Origin of the sequence: Psychrobacillus sp. MER TA 171, assembly GCF_023713305.1 — a bacterium.
Classification (GTDB): domain Bacteria; phylum Bacillota; class Bacilli; order Bacillales_A; family Planococcaceae; genus Psychrobacillus.
The window spans coordinates 22,085-38,167 of the sequence record NZ_JAMAWN010000012.1; the positions used below are offsets into that span (position 1 = coordinate 22,085).

Sequence of the window (16,083 nt, forward strand, 5' to 3'; positions counted from 1 at the left end):
TATATATTTCCCATACTCCCCTATTTTATTATAACTAGAATAACTATAATTTTTTGTGAAGAATTTGTAAAATTTCATTAAAGGAATAATTGCTAAAAAAAGAGAGTCAGTTACCTGACTCTCTTTTTTTGGATTATTCTGCTGGTTGTAAAGTTGTGATAAACTCAGCAAGCTGTTGTAATTCCTCTTCCGTTCCTTGGAATGTGCCACCTGGCATAGTTCCAATCCCTTCATGAGCAATTTCAACGATTTCTTCAGCTGTATATTCTAAACCAATAAGTGGTTTACCTATACCGCCTTCAAAAGCATTACCGTGACAACCTATACATGATGAGCCCTGATATATTTCAAATCCAGGAGCAGTTTCATCAATTTCTACAGCCACTTCTTCTCTAATTTCACCTTGTGCTTTAGCAGCTTCCCAGTCGTGGTTAGCTACAGATTCCCAAGTTAAGAAAATAATTGAAGCGATAGCTAAAAGCATGAAACCAGTTGGTAATGGACGTTTCCATGGGCTTCTTTCCTTGCTTGTATCTAAGAATGGTACTAGTAAAAGTGCTCCGAAAGCAAGACCTGGCATAACGATTGCTCCAATGATGTTGTATGGTCCAGAAGCAAATTCGTATTTTAATAATTGATATAAAAATAGGAAATACCAGTCAGGTAAAGGAATATAAGCTGTGTCCGTTGGATCAGCTGGTCGCTCTAACGGCGATGGATGTGCAACTGTCAATACTAAATAACCGACTAAAAATACTGCTCCGACTAACCATTCTTTTAGCAAGAAGTCAGGCCAGAAAGCTTCTGTTTTACCTGGATACTCAGAATAGTCTTTAGGAGTTTTCTTTTTACGGCTAGAAGGATCCGTTACACGAGAATCTCCAACAAATTTCAAACCTTTTCCGCGATGCATATTGTCCCCTCCTTTTAAGAATTATCTGTTCCACTTACCCATTATAGTGGTCCAGAAATACCTTGACGACGAATCATGATAAAGTGAGCTGCAAGTAAAGCAAAAAGAGCAGCCGGCAAGAAGAATACATGAATCGCGAAGAATCTTGTTAATGTTTGTGCACCGATGATTGTCTCATCACCAGCTAATAATGTTTTGATCATGCCACCGATAACCGGTACAGATGCGGCAATTTCAATACCTACTTTTGTAGCGAACAATGCTTTCATGTCCCAAGGAAGTAGGTAACCTGTAAATCCTAAACCTAACATAACAGCGAAGATTAATACTCCGACCATCCAGTTTAGTTCACGAGGTTTTTTGTAAGAACCAGTAAAGAATACACGTAAAGTATGTAAGAACATCATAACAATTACAAGAGATGCTCCCCAGTGATGCATTCCACGCACGATTTCACCGAATGCTACTTCATTTTGAAGGTAGTAAACTGATTCCCATGCATTCTCGATATCCGGTACATAATACATTGTTAAGAACATACCAGATAGAATTTGAATAACTGTAATGAAGAACGTTAATCCCCCGAAACAATAAACAAATGCTGAGAAATGATGTGCAGGGTTTACGTGTTCTGGTACTTCATGGTCTGCAATATCACGCCATATAGGTGTAATATCAAGACGTTCATCCACCCAATCATAGATTTTATTAAGCACTGATGTCGTACCCCCTTACATTAAACTAATGTGTTAGTTATAGCTTTTCCAATTTCTAAGAAACCGTTATTTTCACGTACTTCAAATTGATCCAACGGACCTAGAGGTGGTGTTTTTGCAACATTCTGTCCGTTTTTCTCGTAACGGCCTGCGTGACATGGACAGAAAAATTGATTTTTGTGTGCTGGGTCACCTTCCCAGTTAACTGTGCATCCTAAGTGCTTACATACTGGAGACAATGCAATAATGCTATCTCCTTCTTTGTAAACCCATGCAGCGCTAGTTACATCAGACTTGTACCAGGCATCTACCTGCTCGAAAGTAAAGTCTACTCGTTCAGGAACCTCAGTAAGGTCTGCAATCTTCTTCTCAGTCAGTACGAAATCTCCACCTTCTGATTTTTGCAATACAGGATCAACTGCAAAACGTACCATTGGCATAAGCATACCTGCTGCCATGAATCCGCCAACACCTGTTAATGTATAACTTAAAAATTGGCGTCTTGATACTTTATTGTTACTCATCCTTTTCCCCCCTCTAACTTAAAGGTCAGTCCAATGGACATACTTGCTTGAATTAATAATACTAGGACATTTCAATGATATATCAATAAAAAAGGAAGGTCAATAATTCCTGCTACGAATTATGAACTTTGTGAACAAATAATGAAACATATTGTCACTAATTCGCCCACTTATTCGCAAAACGAGGGATTAATTGTCTTAATTGATCCTCCAATACGGATAATTTCATTTTTTGATCCATGGAATCAAGTGGTATTGATGGGAACCACAGGACATTTTGTTCCTCTCCCATTGTACTCCACTCTCTGTCAGAAGTAACGTAAAAGATATGTTTAAATCCAGCTTTTTTAAATTCTTCATTCCAAGCCTCCAATAATGATAGCTTGTCCTGAGATCCTGTATAAGAGAAGGAAGGAAATAAAACGATCCTTCCTTTGAACTGATTTTCAATTGTATTTGCTAGCGACAAAGTAAAATCTGCAGCTGAGGCAGCAAATGGAAATCCATGCTCTGAACCATCTATTAATATAAGTGGGACTATCGCTGTGTCAATATATTCTTTTTGTGCTTGAAAAACTGTGCTATCTTTTCCGTTCCAATGCATGTTATCTCTCCTATTTTTCTCTATACGGTAGATTTTTCCATAGTGCGGAAAGTTCGAGAAACTTTTCTTTATTATTATCATCAATTGCTTGATCAATCTGTTTTTTTAGTTGTTCGGCCTGAAAAGATTGCAAGCTTTCGGTTAAAATATCCTCTGCAATTAGCTTATCTTTTTCACTAATATGCAGATATTTGGGCATATACGGGTTTTCTTCTAATACTGCTAAATACTCGGGACTTGGGGGCAGTGTTTGAAAGTTCAATTGTATATACATCTCTTCATCTGGGTTTAAGCGAAGATCGTGAAAAGATTTTTCAGCATCTGCTGTCATGATACTACCTTTATAAAATCTAAAAGGTATTCCGGAGGATGTAGTAACAGACATAATCATAGCTCTTGGACAATAATGGGCTTCCTCCACAAAGTGTACATTGTTCAACATTGTTTCGTGGCTTATTAAGTAATTTAAAATCCACACACATTCTCTTCTCTTCATTTGATACTTTTTCAGAAACCAACGGACAAATTCTTTTTTCTCACCAACTGAAACAGAAGCAGTCACATAACCTCTCCTTCCTATCATTATTCCATCATGTCAAACCATTCACTGTTTTCTGGCTGAAGCTCTTGTAATATCAAAATAATTTCTCTTGCTTCTTCACGTTTACCATCTTCTAAAAGGAAGTATAAGTACTTTTCCAAAAATGCTGCATCCTCTTTATGTTCAGTATATGCAAGCTTATAAAATTCGTATGCTTTTTCATACATTTCTAACCGCTCATATGCTGAGGCTAAAAGGGGATACATAGAAGACATCTCAAATTGCTCTTGCTTTAAGGTTTCATAGAGGTCAATTAACTCCTCATCCATTTCCTCCTGGGAGAACAAGGAAGAAAGTATGTAAATAGCATCCATGTACTCAGGGTCTAATGCGATTGCTTCCTGAAGAAAACCTTCTGCTTCTTTCACTCTACCCAATTTTAGAGAAATTTTACCTGCAAATAAATAATATTCTTTTTCAAATTCATCTCTAGCGATTCCATCTGTAATAGCACTCAGTGCTTCCTCATTCTTTTCAAGCATAGCGTATGTTTCCGCTAAAAGCATATAGCCAGAGAAGAAATCTGGGTCTATTTCTAAAAGATGATTTAAATGTTTTGCAGCCGTTTCATACTGTCTAACTTGGAAAAATGCATATCCTGCCTGAAAAAGAACCTCTGGTGCAGCTTCCTTTTGAAGGGCCTCTGTATAATAAGGGATAGCCTCTTCATACGCTGCTCCAGCACTATAGATTTCAGCTATTTTTAATGAAAGATCCACTCCTTGCAGCTCACTTTTAGAAGCTAAAAGATCTTCCATAAGTCTCGCAGCCTCTAAATACCGTCCAGTTTCAAATAAAAGTTCTCCTTTTGCATATTGCAAAAGTGGCTCTCCCGGTAATAGAGCGATTGCTTCTTCTATTTTATGTTCGGCAACCTCATATAAACCAATCATTTGATAATAATCAGCTAATGTAAGTAAGGCCTGTGGATAGGACTCGCTGTTCTTCTCTATATTACTTAGCATTTCCAAAGCATCGTCCTCTTTATTCAATTCTAAAAATAATTGTGCGAGGTCTATTTTCAGTTGGTCTTCCTCTGGAAATAAAAAGTTTAAATGCTCTAACGTTTTTATTGCCTCTTGTATAAAACCATATTCTGTTAATAAGTCTGCTAATCCATACTGCTCGTCAGGATTTTCCTCTAGTAAGAAAGCATCTACCATGCCATCAAGCTTTTCTATATCTCCATCCTCCATAACTCGGATAAAGGGAATCATTTTTTCCATAACATCACCATTCCTTCTCTACTATTTAATCGTACAAGAACTTTGAAGGTTGAACAAGAAAAAGACTCTCCTTGATCAGGAGAGTATGGGAAATTTATTTATTTTATGACATTTTCTAAGTGTTCAAAGAAATTTGGATAGGAAACGGCTATACATTCCTGATTATCAATTGAAACTATACCATCGGTTACTAACGCAGCAATAGCTGCCATCATTCCAATACGATGATCTCCGTATGTAGAAAGTTCGCCACCATGCAATGGAGTTGGCCCCTCAATGACCATTCCATCTTCTGTTGGATTAATATTCGCTCCAAGCTTTCTCAGTTCATTGACCACGGCATCAATACGATTAGTTTCTTTTACCTTTAACTCCTCCGCGTTTTTAATAATTGTTTTACCTTTAGCTTGTGTGGCAAGAAGTGCTATTACTGGTATCTCATCTATTAACCTTGGAATGAGATCTCCGCCAATTTCAGTTCCTACTAAATTAGAAGTTTCTATCGTCAACGTACCGATTGGCTCGTGACTTGCATTATTTTGTGTCTCAATAGTTAATGTGGCACCCATTGCTTTTAGCACATCTATAATTCCTGTACGGGTTTCGTTCAACCCAACATTAGTTAGCACAAGCTTACTATCTAAAGCGATAGCCCCAGCAACTAAGAAAAATGCTGCAGAAGAAATATCACCAGGGACTACAACGTGTGCTCCTGTTAGCTTTTGTCCACCCTGAAGGCTAATTACATTGTCTTTTACTGAAATTTCTGCTCCGAAATGCTTGAGCATCTTTTCTGTATGATCTCGAGTGGTTTCTAGCTCTTCTACAACAGTCTCTCCTTCTGAATTTAGAGCAGCTAGCAATATAGCAGATTTCACTTGAGCACTGGCTACAGGCATTTTATAATGAATCGCTTTTAGGGTTGTCCCCTCTACGGCAATAGGGGTGTATTGTCCATTCGCTCGACCTATTAGCTTGGCCCCCATTTGCTTGAGCGGCTCTGTGACTCGCTTCATTGGTCGTTTTTGAATAGACTCGTCGCCTATTAACACAGAAGAAATACTAGAGCCTGCTAGAATCCCAAGCATTAGACGAGTCGTTGTACCTGAATTCCCTGTATATAAAATTTCATCAGGTTCCTTCCAAGTAGAAATCCCCTGGCTATCGATTTGCACATGCTCACCGTCTACCTTAATATCTACACCAAGCTTGCCGAAACAATCAATCGTACTTAGGCAATCGTCACTTTGTAGAAACCCCTCTACCGTTGTTGTTCCTTCCGCAATAGCCCCAAACATAATCGAACGGTGGGAGACTGATTTATCTCCTGGTATTTTAATGCTTCCTTGTAAGGAAGGCTTACCAAAGTTTAAAAGTTTAACTGTCATAGTTAATTCCTCCCTACGCAATATAAGTCTCAAATGATGTATGTGCAGCAATACATCGAACTGCCTGTGCTCGGTCCTCCATTGTTTGAAAACTAATAACCAAAATACCAAACACATCTTCTCTAGTTTCGACAATGCGCAAGTTTGTAATGCTTATATGCTCTTTCGCTAAATAACCAATAACTTCGGCGATAACCCCCGCATAGTCAGGGATATCCACATACAGGTCATACACTGTATATAAAGCACCTTGCGCTACTGGGAGTTCGTCTCGGACTTGTTTAGCCTGAGCAAAATAAGCTTCAATTTCTGTTTCATCGGCCCCATCTATTAGATGCTTTAAACGAAGCATTTCCTCGGTCCATTGCTGAAGCTGCTTACTGATTTCTTCACGATTTTGCATCGTTATATCTCGCCACATGACGGGATTGGAAGAGGCAATTCTTGTGATATCGCGAAATCCTCCAGCTGCGAGCTGTCTCGTAAAAGGATAGCTCTTATTCTCTGCCGATAATTGATGAACTAAAGAGGCTGCAATTAAATGAGGAAAGTGACTTACAGTAGCAGTCATATGATCGTGCTCATGTGCACTTATCTCGATTATCTTCGCCTTCGTTACTAGTAATAACTCTTTTAATCTATTAACGTTCTCTATTGGTTCATCAACAAAGGGAGTTAACAAATAATAAGCGTTCTCAAACAAGTAGGCCCGTGCCGCTCCTACTCCACTCTTGTGGGAGCCAGCCATCGGGTGTCCTCCGATAAAAGTGATTCCATGGTGCTTCAAGTTTAGAGCGGCATTCATTATTTCATTTTTGGTGCTGCCTGTGTCGGTTATAATCACATTGTTTTTTAGTTCCCAGTCTGGAAGGAGTTTCATAAGCTCTATCGTGATGCTTACTGGAGTAGCGAATATAATGATATCCGCATGCTTCGCAGCTTCCTCCATATTAGAAGCAATCTCATCTATAACCCCTAGCTTTTTCGCGGTTTCAAGAGATTTGGCATTAGAATCATAGCCTACAATTGTTAAATCGTCTCTCCTCTTTAACCCAAGTGCAAGAGAGCCCCCAATAAGACCAAGCCCTATTATCAGGATGTTCTTATTCATTTAAACTACTCCTAACTCAGTCAACACTTCATCAAGTTTTTGAAGTAGCCCCTCGTTTTGTTCCTTCGTCCCAATTGTAATACGCAGGTATCCTGGTTTACCTAAAGCATTACCACTGCGAACGATATATCCACGTTGCATGAGCCCTTGAAAAACTTCGTCGCTGTCTGCTTTGACTTCCATCATGATGAAGTTTGTTTGAGATGGATAAAAATGAAGATTACGCTCATTACAATATGCTTCAAACTGAGACTTTCCATCGTTGTTTTTCTTCTTACATTCTGCAATAAATTGCTGATCGCTCAATCCAAGAATGGCTGCTTCCTGTGATATAACTGTATTGTTGAATGGCTCTCTTGTCGGCTCTAACTGGCTAATTACTTCCTCGGATCCAACAGCATAACCAACGCGGAAGCTAGCTAGCCCATACGCTTTAGAGAAAGTACGCATTACTAAGACATTCGGATGATTTTCTATTAACGAAATAGAATCTTCATAGTTGGGGTCCGTAATATATTCGGTGTATGCCTCATCTAAGACGATTAACACGTCTCTTGGGGCTTGCTCCACAAATGCCTTAATTTTATCACTTGGAGTTAATGTCCCTGTAGGATTATTCGGATTACAAATCCATACAATAGCTGTATTTTCATCGATAGCTGCTAGCATCTGCTCTAAATCATGTTCTCCATCCACAGTCAATGGAACAGTTCTAGTTTCAGCGCCTTCAACTATAGCATTGTGTTTGTATTGACCAAAAGTTAAATCTGCCATAATAGTATTTAAGCCAGGCTCAAGCATAGCTCTAGAAACAATTAAAATATTCTCATCTGAGCCATTACCAAATAACAACTGCTTCTCCGAAACATTCAAATGATTAGCAACTGCTGTACGAAGTCTAGAAGCATATCCATCTGGGTATAAAGCAAAATCTATAGAAGCATTTGTGAGAAATTCCTTTACTTTTGGTGAAGCACCATATGGATTTTCATTAGAGGCTAGCTTTGTAACTGTTTCTAGATTAAATGCCTTCTTCACTTCATCCATTGTTTTTCCAGGTTGGTATGCTTGCAATCCAGCAATTTGTTTTTTAAATTTCATCCTATTTACCCCAATTCTATTATGATCTTTTTAATAAATCTGGTCTCAATTGAACTGCCTTGTTTAAATATATGTGCTGTATTTCCTTTTGTGATTTAACGGTGTTAACGTGTATCATTAGCCGTATACATTTCTCAAGCGCACCTGGAACATTCATTTCGTGCGTACACATAACAGGGACGTATGCCCACCCACTTATTTCTCGAACTGCTCTTGCTGGAAATGCAGATGTAATATCCGATGTAGTACTTATAATGACAGAAGCAATCGACTCTGGTTCAATATCGTTTGCCTTCGCCATTTCTAAAGCAAGACGGGACGTTTCCTGAAGAACCTCTTCATTAGAATCTGCATTGACTGTTGTTGCTCCTCTAATGCCTCTTATCACTTATTTCCCCTCCCTAATCCATTGTCGTAATTCTTCATCACACAGTCTTACTGCATCTACCGGTACTACCTGTATAAATGGCTTGCCTATAGTTTCAAGCAATGCAAAATGCAATTGCTTATTTATAGTTTTTTTATCTTTTTGCATGTAGGCTGCCAATTGCTCAAACGGACAATCTAAAATCTGCTCAAAATTATATTCCAACCTATTAGCTAATGAATAAAACCTTTTAGCAAAGCCTTTAGGGAGTTGCCCATACTTCTCACTAAGCAATAGAGCAGGAATCATGCCAATCATGACAGCTTCTCCATGAGAGATCTTTCCATACCCAATTGCAGCTTCAACTGCGTGACCATATGTATGTCCAAAATTTAAATATTTGCGAAAGTTGCTTTCTTTTTCATCCATTTCCACAATTTTTGCTTTCACACGGATGCCTTTATTTATCCACTGTAATAATTGGTCTTTTTCCAAATTGCTTAATGAAGTGATTTGGAAAAATTCTTCAACCCACTCACTGTCGCTAATGAGGGAATGCTTAATCACTTCAGCCATTCCCGATTTAACTTCTGAAAGAGGTAGAGATTTCAAAAAATGAACATCATAAATAACTTCCTGTGGCTGATAGAAAGCCCCTATCATGTTCTTTCCTAGAGGGTGATTAATAGCGGTTTTACCACCAACCGAGCTATCATGAGCTAAAATAGTAGTTGGTATTTGATAAAAGTCTATTCCCCTCATAAACGTAGCCGCAACAAATCCGGTCAAATCGCCTACAGCCCCTCCCCCTAAGGCAAATATAGCTGAATTTCGGGATGCACCGTTCTGTAATAGAAAGGATTGTACATTAAAATAGGATTCAAATGTTTTACATGACTCACCAGATGGAACAAGGAACAGGTTAAATGGCGCAGTAAAGTTTTTTCTTACATAACTTTCATGCAGATTCCATACATTTTCATCACTAATCATGATTAACTGATCATAATTTTCGAGTGTCTTTTTGTTTCTTTTAGAGAAATCCTCCAAAATGTTCTCACCTAAATGAACCTCATAATTAGATGCATTCGTTTTTACTGGGATAATCATGGCTTAAAACCCCTTTGTATACGCTCTATGTTTCTGAATATCTGATTTCAGTACTTCCATTTGATCTGCTTTAAACGTATCTAATATTGCAGAAGCTATCTCCCATGCAATAACATTTTCTGCCACAACAGATGCTGCGGGTACTGCACAGCTATCGGAACGTTCAATACTAGCTTTAAAAGGTTCTTTGGTATCAATATCTACACTTTGTAAAGGTTTATATAAGGTTGGGATAGGCTTCATAACCCCTCTAATTACAATCGGCATACCAGTAGACATACCACCTTCGATACCACCGAGCCTATTCGTATCTCGAATGTAACCATCTTCTTCATTCCAAGAAATTTGGTCATGCACTTGGCTGCCAAATAAGTTAGCCATTTCAAACCCTAAGCCAACCTCAACACCCTTAAATGCATTGATGCTAAGCATTGCCATTGCAAGCTTTCCGTCTAGCTTACGGTCATAGTGAACGTAGCTTCCCACACCGGCAGGCATTCCCGTAATGATGACCTCTACCACTCCGCCTATCGTGTCACCAGCTTTTTTAGCTTGGTCAATAGCTTCTACCATTTTCAATGACGCTTCAGAATCTAAACAGTAGACAGGGTCGTTCTCCACTTTTTCACGTATATCATCTATTGTCATACCTTCAGCTAAATTCAGGTTAGCTTCAATGCCACCTATTTTCGTTACATGAGCAACGATAGAAATGCCTAGTTCGTTTAATAGTTGCTTTGCAACAGCTCCCACAGCCACTCGGACCGTAGTTTCCCTCGCAGAGGATCGCTCCAATACGTTTCGTAGGTCACGATGTCCATATTTCATACCTCCAACGAGATCGGCATGTCCTGGACGAGGTCGTGTTATCTTTCTTTTTATTTCATCTGGATTCATGTCCTCATCTAGTGGCTCTATTCCCATAATATGAGTCCAATGTTTCCAATCATCATTATTTACTACTAGACAAACTGGAGATCCTAATGATTTACCATGTCGCACTCCCGCTGTAATTGCTACTGTGTCTTTTTCTATTTGCATGCGTCTTCCTCGACCATGTCCACCTTGACGTCTTTTTAGTTCTTTATTTATCTTTTCACTTGTGATATCTAATTGTGCTGGTAACCCTTCAATGATTGCAGTAAGCTGTGGACCATGTGATTCACCTGCTGTTAAATAACGCATAACGCTTTCCCCCTTCAACTCGCTAAAGTATTTGTTTTCAACTATATCATATTTACTTAGAGTATAGAAGAAAAACTGTCCGTTTTTTAGCGGACAGTTCCTCATTAAAAATCGACAAATTAAAATCACTTACCAATCAAATTCGTTCTACATTTTCCGGTAGAAAAACGTATCCTCTGTTACAAAATCGTACTTGGTAGGATTAAAAATTTGTTCTGTGCTTCCAACAAAAAGGATTCCGCCAGGACGTAGCGACTTGCTAAAGTTTTGATAAATCTGATCCTTAGCTTCTTCTGTAAAATAAATCATTACGTTACGGCAAATGATTAAATCGAGATTTCTCTCGTATGTATCCAATAAAAGATTATGCTTTTTAAAAGAAACAGTTCTTTTAATGGTGTCGTCAATTTTATAAAAAGGCGCTTGCTTCTCAAAATATTTATTTTTCATATCTAAGGGAACCTCTGCTAACGATCGTTCCGGATAGATTCCTACCTTTGCTCTTTGAATAGCATTTTCGTCAATATCCGTTGCTAGAATAGAAATTTGGCTAATCGGTAGATGATTAGACAATACCATTGCTGTAGTATATGGTTCTTCACCTGTAGAACATGCTGCACTCCATATTTTAAGCCTCTTGTTATCAGCTAGTAGCTTTGGAAAAATTTTTTGTTGTAATACTTCCCACCTCTTGCTATTTCGATAAAACTCAGACACATTGATTGTCATTCGGTCGAGGAATTCATTTAGAAGATCTCGGTCCGTGTCAATCGCCTCAAAGAAAGAAACAAAATTTTTATATCCCTTCTTTTCATATAAAGATGTCAGGCGTCGTTTCATTTGAGCTTCTTTATACAGAGCTAAATCGATGCCAGTTTTCTTTTTAATAGACTCTACAAACTTTATGTAATCTTGCAAATAATATCGTTCCCTTCCACCAGCCTATCTATAAAGTATATCGCAATATAGTCATTTCGAATACAGCAAAAAAACAGAGAAATGTGAACATTTACGCATATACTTTATATATGTATTACAAATAATCCAAAGCAAAGCGTGAGTCACCTAAGGAATAACCGCATGAGGACTATAGGCACAGACAACCTGCTGCAGGAAGTAAACGCTTTATCAGAGAACAAATATTAAAAAATGTCTATCCATACGCTATAAAACATAAAAACCTCTCTGGAAAATCGAGTTCTTTCATAAGAGGAGTGAATTTTCTTGGAGTGTTTTTTGTTGTGAAATGCTAAACTTAAAATAATGAATCAGCTTTTTGAAATAAAGGATAAAAATGAAAAAATAGATATTAGTTAGGAGAATTCAATGAAAAGCCTTTTAAATTCAACCCTAATTTTTGTAATACTCCTTTTCATTAGTTTGAATTGGGTAATTTTTTGGGGTGGTATCTATGAAGAGATGAACATTGATATTGAAAAGTATGGTTGGACACCTTATGTCTCTATTCTTATTCTACTTCTGGTGTTTACTAGAGGTAAGTTACTATTTAATAGCAGGAATAGAGGAAAAGATGGAGAAAAACTACCGAAATTGATTTATATCATACTGATTTTAACTGCCATTATTCTGTTACTCTTCCCTCCTGTACTAAGCTTCCTTAACAAATAAGAGGTCTTTACTTTAATGAAGTATTTAATTATTTGAATTAAAGCTGTCCGTTATTTAAAAGAGAGGGGATTTTAAATAAAACTACAAGGAGCTAGAAGTTGCATTTTCTAGCTCCTTTTTTGTAAATTGTTAAATCTACCCCTATCATTCTCCAATGAGTTAATTTAGCCTAAAAAAAAGACTGTAGATAAACTTAAATTAAGTTTATCTACAGTCTAAGCCATCTCCTTAGCAGAGAATAGCTTTGTTTTTTTAATTAGTTAATCCAGTTGTTAGCATCTTTAGCGTAAGAAACTAATTCTTCTTGTTTGAAGAATAAGCCGATTTCACGTTCAGCGCTTTCAGATGAATCCGAACCGTGGATAATGTTTTTACCAACAGTTACTGCGAAATCTCCACGAATTGTTCCTGGAGCAGACTCTTTAGGGTTAGTAGCACCCATCATTAAACGAGCTGTAGAGATAACATTTTCCCCTTCCCAAACCATTGCAAAAACTGGTCCAGAAGTGATGAATTCTACAAGTTCTCCGAAGAACGGACGCTCTTTGTGCTCACCATAATGTTGTTCTGCTAATTCAGTAGGAATTTGCATTAATTTTGCTCCAACTAATTGGAATCCTTTTTTCTCGAAACGACTAACGATTTCACCGATTAGGTTACGTTGTACGCCGTCAGGTTTTACCATTAAAAATGTTTTTTCCATTATGAACACTCCTTCAAATATAAAATGGATTTTATTTCTCCACCGTTAAAAATACTATCATTACAGCCAGTTAATTTCAATTAAAAGTTACGTTTACTCATAAATAATGCGACATTTTGCAAGGATTTCTTTGCAGAATTTGACGGAAGCTGCTTCACCTCATGTAAAGCCTTTTGCAAATACATATTACTTACTTGTTTTGCTCGTTTAATACCTTCCGATTGTCGAATCTCTTTAAGCAGCAATTCCATATCTTTCTCTTCGATATCACCATCGAAAACCCTTTTCAATAACGGATAGATAGCTGGATCATTTTTTGAGTATATCACTGGTAAAGTAATATTACCTTGAAGTAAGTCTCCTCCAGCTGGTTTACCTAACTCCTCCTCAGTGGAAGTGAAATCGAGGATATCATCGATAATCTGGAAAGACATTCCTACATAGTAACCAAATCTCTTAAGATGCTTAATAGTCTTTTCATCGGCACCTGAAGAAATTGCACCCAGTTCACAGCTGGCTGAGATGAGGATTGCTGTCTTTCTTTTAATTCTTCTTAAATAGTCCCGGACCGTCTGATCAACAAATCCCTTGTCCTCAATTTGTATTATCTCCCCAATACAAAGCTCGACCATCGTATTAGAGAGAACCTCATGAGCATATGTATTTTTTACTGCTGTTATGTATTCGATAGCCTTAGCGAAAAGAAAGTCCCCTGTATACATAGCTACTCGATTGTTCCATTGAGACTTAACAGTTTCTCGGCCTCTTCTAGTTTCAGCATCATCGATCACATCATCATGGACCAAGGAAGCCATGTGTATCAACTCGACAGAAACAGCAACCTGCTTAATAGACTCTATAGAATAGTCGCCAAATTTAGCGGAAAGCAGTACAAATACAGGGCGGATTCTTTTTCCCCCTGCGAGCAACAAATGAAGCGAGGCCTCATTCAATAAGTGGGAGGAAGAATTCACAGCTGCTGCTAATTCATTTTCAATGACTTCTAAATCCGATTTTAGATCGGAATAAAGCATTTTTAATCTCATCTTATCCACAGAAACAAACCTTCCCCTACTTAGAAATCTTTCTTATAGCCAATATGTCGGGCAGCTGCACCACCACTGTATGGTTTACTACTCACGTTAACCATTCCTACTGTTTCAAATAACTGAGTTAGCTCAGCTCTATTTGGAAATTCTTTTGCGGACTCTTGTAACCAAGAATATTCTTTATAACTCTTAGCAAAAAGCTTTCCGAAAACTGGCATAATGTATCTAAAGTAAAAGCGGAATCCTGCATTAAAGAGCTTGGAATCTGGCTGAGAGGTTTCTAAACAAACAATCATGCCACCCGGTTTAGCTACTCGGTTCATCTCCTGTAGCACTTGTTTATAGTCGGGAACATTTCGCAAGCCAAATCCAATTGTTACATAGTCGAATGTATTATCCTCAAAAGGCAGCTCCATTGCATTACCATGAATCAATTCAATTTGTGGTATATCTTTCACTTTTTCTTTTCCTACATTTAACATATTTTGACTGAAGTCTAATCCTTTAACTGTACCAGTAGGACCAGCAGCCTTTGCTAAAGCGATCGTCCAGTCAGCCGTGCCACAACAAACGTCTAATGCACTGCTTCCTTCTTTGACCTGCATAGCTTTCATCGTGTCGCCCCGCCAGCTTTTATGTTGCTGAAAGCTTATGACAGAATTCATAGAATCATAGTTCGTGGAAATCTTCTCAAAAACCTCGTGGACATGTTGTTCTTTTGTTTTTCCCATCTGTTAAACCTTCTCTCAACTGCTCTTTATAGCTTGTTCGGTTACTCGCTCTAAAATAGCATGCTTTACGTTTTCTTTTAATATAGTGGAGTATCGCACTTCCCGCACCAAATTATTTTCTACCGTTTCTATTTCCTCACGAAGCAAATCGATCTTTGTCTGCAACAGGAAGGAATTTCGGATATAGAATGTTTCTTCCCTGTTTTCAAAGGCATGTAACTCTCTTCTTAAGGCTATAAGGAGTAATGCTTCCTTCATGATAAAGATATATTCATGATACGAAAAGTATTCCATGAATTGCTCGATTGGCTTACTTTCTATCAGCTGTATAGACTGAATAAGGTCTTCGAAAGGATAAGCTAGGTGGTCATAAAATTTTGTTTTGTGCTCTGTGATAGATGAGACTCCAGCAGAAAAAATTTGAATCAGCTCTAGCTGCTTTCCCTTCGCCAGCAGCTGATAATATTTTCCACTGTAATAATCTCCCGCCAATACTTGTAATTGTTGCTCTTTGGTGGTCGCATTTTGCTCCTTGACTAAATCGTGAGCTGCAAGAGCTGCAAAAATCAATGAGACAGCAATGGTCGCTTGATTATTTGAGTCATCCCACTGTTCTCCATTTAGCATGGGTAAAAGCGTAAAGAACAAACGTTCTTCGTCGATAACAGGCATTCCTGCATATTTTAACAGAGTATTATGTTGTATTTGCATGAGAATATCTCTTTTGTATTTTTCTAAATGATGTTTTATCAAAGATTCATTCATACACTTTACTCCATTTCCCAATCGCAGTTAGCATTAGTCTGTCACGACATATATAATTTAACTCGCGATTATTGGCCTTTTAAATTATTTATTTCTTAGATTCACTTTTAATAATACCGTTGTCTGTATGAATGGAAGCTTTGCCTCTTATCTTCATAGCAGATGTATGCTCTGTAAATTGAGCAATCATCACTTCACCTGTATCAAGCTTTTCAGAATGATGGAATTTTGTATCCGTACCTCGGGTTAAACCGATCACTTGTACTCCGTCTTCCTCTGCCTTTATAACGATAAAATCTGAACTAGACATTACAATAGTCTCCTTTGTTCATAATCTAAATTCATCATACCATATTCTCA

Annotated in this window: 19 protein-coding genes; 1 reads left to right on the plus strand and 18 read right to left on the minus strand. The window is 37.8% G+C overall.

Annotation, left to right across the window (positions count from 1 at the left end; genetic code table 11):
* Positions 1-133: 133 nt before the first annotated feature.
* The 13 genes from M3627_RS12280 to M3627_RS12340 all read right to left on the minus strand — a co-directional run bounded on the left by M3627_RS12280 (position 134) and on the right by M3627_RS12340 (position 11,764).
* Positions 134-913, minus strand: coding sequence for a menaquinol-cytochrome c reductase cytochrome b/c subunit (locus M3627_RS12280; RefSeq protein ID WP_251555914.1), 780 nt, complete (start codon positions 911-913; stop codon positions 134-136).
* A 41-nt stretch (positions 914-954) separates the two neighbouring features.
* The gene (gene qcrB / locus M3627_RS12285) at positions 955-1,629 is read right to left on the minus strand and encodes a menaquinol-cytochrome c reductase cytochrome b subunit (RefSeq protein WP_144536871.1); all 675 of its coding nucleotides are present in this window, start codon (positions 1,627-1,629) and stop codon (positions 955-957) included.
* 20 nt (positions 1,630-1,649) lie between these two features.
* Entirely contained in the window at positions 1,650-2,153 is a 504-nt protein-coding gene (locus tag M3627_RS12290; protein ID WP_251555915.1) for a QcrA and Rieske domain-containing protein, read from the minus strand.
* 157 nt (positions 2,154-2,310) lie between these two features.
* Positions 2,311-2,757: a DUF2487 family protein gene (locus tag M3627_RS12295; RefSeq protein WP_169359566.1), complete on the minus strand. Its 447-nt coding sequence runs from the start codon at positions 2,755-2,757 to the stop codon at positions 2,311-2,313.
* Between the two features lie 10 nt (positions 2,758-2,767).
* Entirely contained in the window at positions 2,768-3,319 is a 552-nt protein-coding gene (locus M3627_RS12300) for a ReoY family proteolytic degradation factor (RefSeq protein ID WP_169359567.1), read from the minus strand.
* Between the two features lie 20 nt (positions 3,320-3,339).
* Positions 3,340-4,584 (minus strand): tetratricopeptide repeat protein, encoded by a 1,245-nt coding sequence (locus M3627_RS12305; RefSeq protein WP_251555917.1) that lies wholly within the window; start codon positions 4,582-4,584, stop codon positions 3,340-3,342.
* A gap of 98 nt (positions 4,585-4,682) precedes the next feature.
* Positions 4,683-5,972, minus strand: coding sequence for a 3-phosphoshikimate 1-carboxyvinyltransferase (aroA, locus tag M3627_RS12310; RefSeq protein ID WP_251555921.1), 1,290 nt, complete (start codon positions 5,970-5,972; stop codon positions 4,683-4,685).
* Positions 5,973-5,985: 13 nt separating this feature from the next.
* Positions 5,986-7,083 (minus strand): prephenate dehydrogenase, encoded by a 1,098-nt coding sequence (locus M3627_RS12315; protein ID WP_169359569.1) that lies wholly within the window; start codon positions 7,081-7,083, stop codon positions 5,986-5,988.
* The gene (hisC, locus tag M3627_RS12320) at positions 7,084-8,184 is read right to left on the minus strand and encodes a histidinol-phosphate transaminase (protein WP_169359570.1); all 1,101 of its coding nucleotides are present in this window, start codon (positions 8,182-8,184) and stop codon (positions 7,084-7,086) included.
* 19 nt (positions 8,185-8,203) lie between these two features.
* On the minus strand, positions 8,204-8,572 hold the full coding sequence (gene aroH / locus M3627_RS12325; RefSeq protein WP_169359571.1) for a chorismate mutase: 369 nt from the start codon (positions 8,570-8,572) through the stop codon (positions 8,204-8,206).
* Positions 8,573-9,661: a 3-dehydroquinate synthase gene (gene aroB / locus M3627_RS12330; RefSeq protein WP_251555922.1), complete on the minus strand. Its 1,089-nt coding sequence runs from the start codon at positions 9,659-9,661 to the stop codon at positions 8,573-8,575. It abuts the gene before it with no gap.
* A 3-nt stretch (positions 9,662-9,664) separates the two neighbouring features.
* Entirely contained in the window at positions 9,665-10,846 is a 1,182-nt protein-coding gene (gene aroC / locus M3627_RS12335; protein ID WP_169359573.1) for a chorismate synthase, read from the minus strand.
* Positions 10,847-10,993: 147 nt separating this feature from the next.
* Positions 10,994-11,764 (minus strand): CheR family methyltransferase, encoded by a 771-nt coding sequence (locus tag M3627_RS12340; RefSeq protein ID WP_251555924.1) that lies wholly within the window; start codon positions 11,762-11,764, stop codon positions 10,994-10,996.
* A 462-nt stretch (positions 11,765-12,226) separates the two neighbouring features.
* Between M3627_RS12340 and M3627_RS12345 the strand changes: the two genes are divergently transcribed.
* Positions 12,227-12,475, plus strand: coding sequence for a hypothetical protein (locus M3627_RS12345; protein WP_251555925.1), 249 nt, complete (start codon positions 12,227-12,229; stop codon positions 12,473-12,475).
* Positions 12,476-12,731: 256 nt separating this feature from the next.
* On the opposite strand, the gene ndk is transcribed toward M3627_RS12345, so the two are convergent.
* The 5 genes from ndk to mtrB all read right to left on the minus strand — a co-directional run bounded on the left by ndk (position 12,732) and on the right by mtrB (position 16,033).
* A complete protein-coding gene (ndk, locus tag M3627_RS12350; protein WP_169359576.1) occupies positions 12,732-13,178 on the minus strand; it encodes a nucleoside-diphosphate kinase in 447 nt (148 codons plus the stop codon).
* Between the two features lie 80 nt (positions 13,179-13,258).
* Positions 13,259-14,224 (minus strand): heptaprenyl diphosphate synthase component II, encoded by a 966-nt coding sequence (gene hepT, locus M3627_RS12355; RefSeq protein WP_285841705.1) that lies wholly within the window; start codon positions 14,222-14,224, stop codon positions 13,259-13,261.
* 29 nt (positions 14,225-14,253) lie between these two features.
* On the minus strand, positions 14,254-14,958 hold the full coding sequence (locus M3627_RS12360) for a demethylmenaquinone methyltransferase (protein WP_169359577.1): 705 nt from the start codon (positions 14,956-14,958) through the stop codon (positions 14,254-14,256).
* A 15-nt stretch (positions 14,959-14,973) separates the two neighbouring features.
* Positions 14,974-15,723, minus strand: a complete 750-nt coding sequence (locus M3627_RS12365; protein WP_169359578.1) for a heptaprenyl diphosphate synthase component 1 — start codon at positions 15,721-15,723, stop codon at positions 14,974-14,976.
* 88 nt (positions 15,724-15,811) lie between these two features.
* Positions 15,812-16,033, minus strand: a complete 222-nt coding sequence (gene mtrB, locus M3627_RS12370; RefSeq protein WP_169359579.1) for a trp RNA-binding attenuation protein MtrB — start codon at positions 16,031-16,033, stop codon at positions 15,812-15,814.
* Positions 16,034-16,083: the final 50 nt, after the last annotated feature.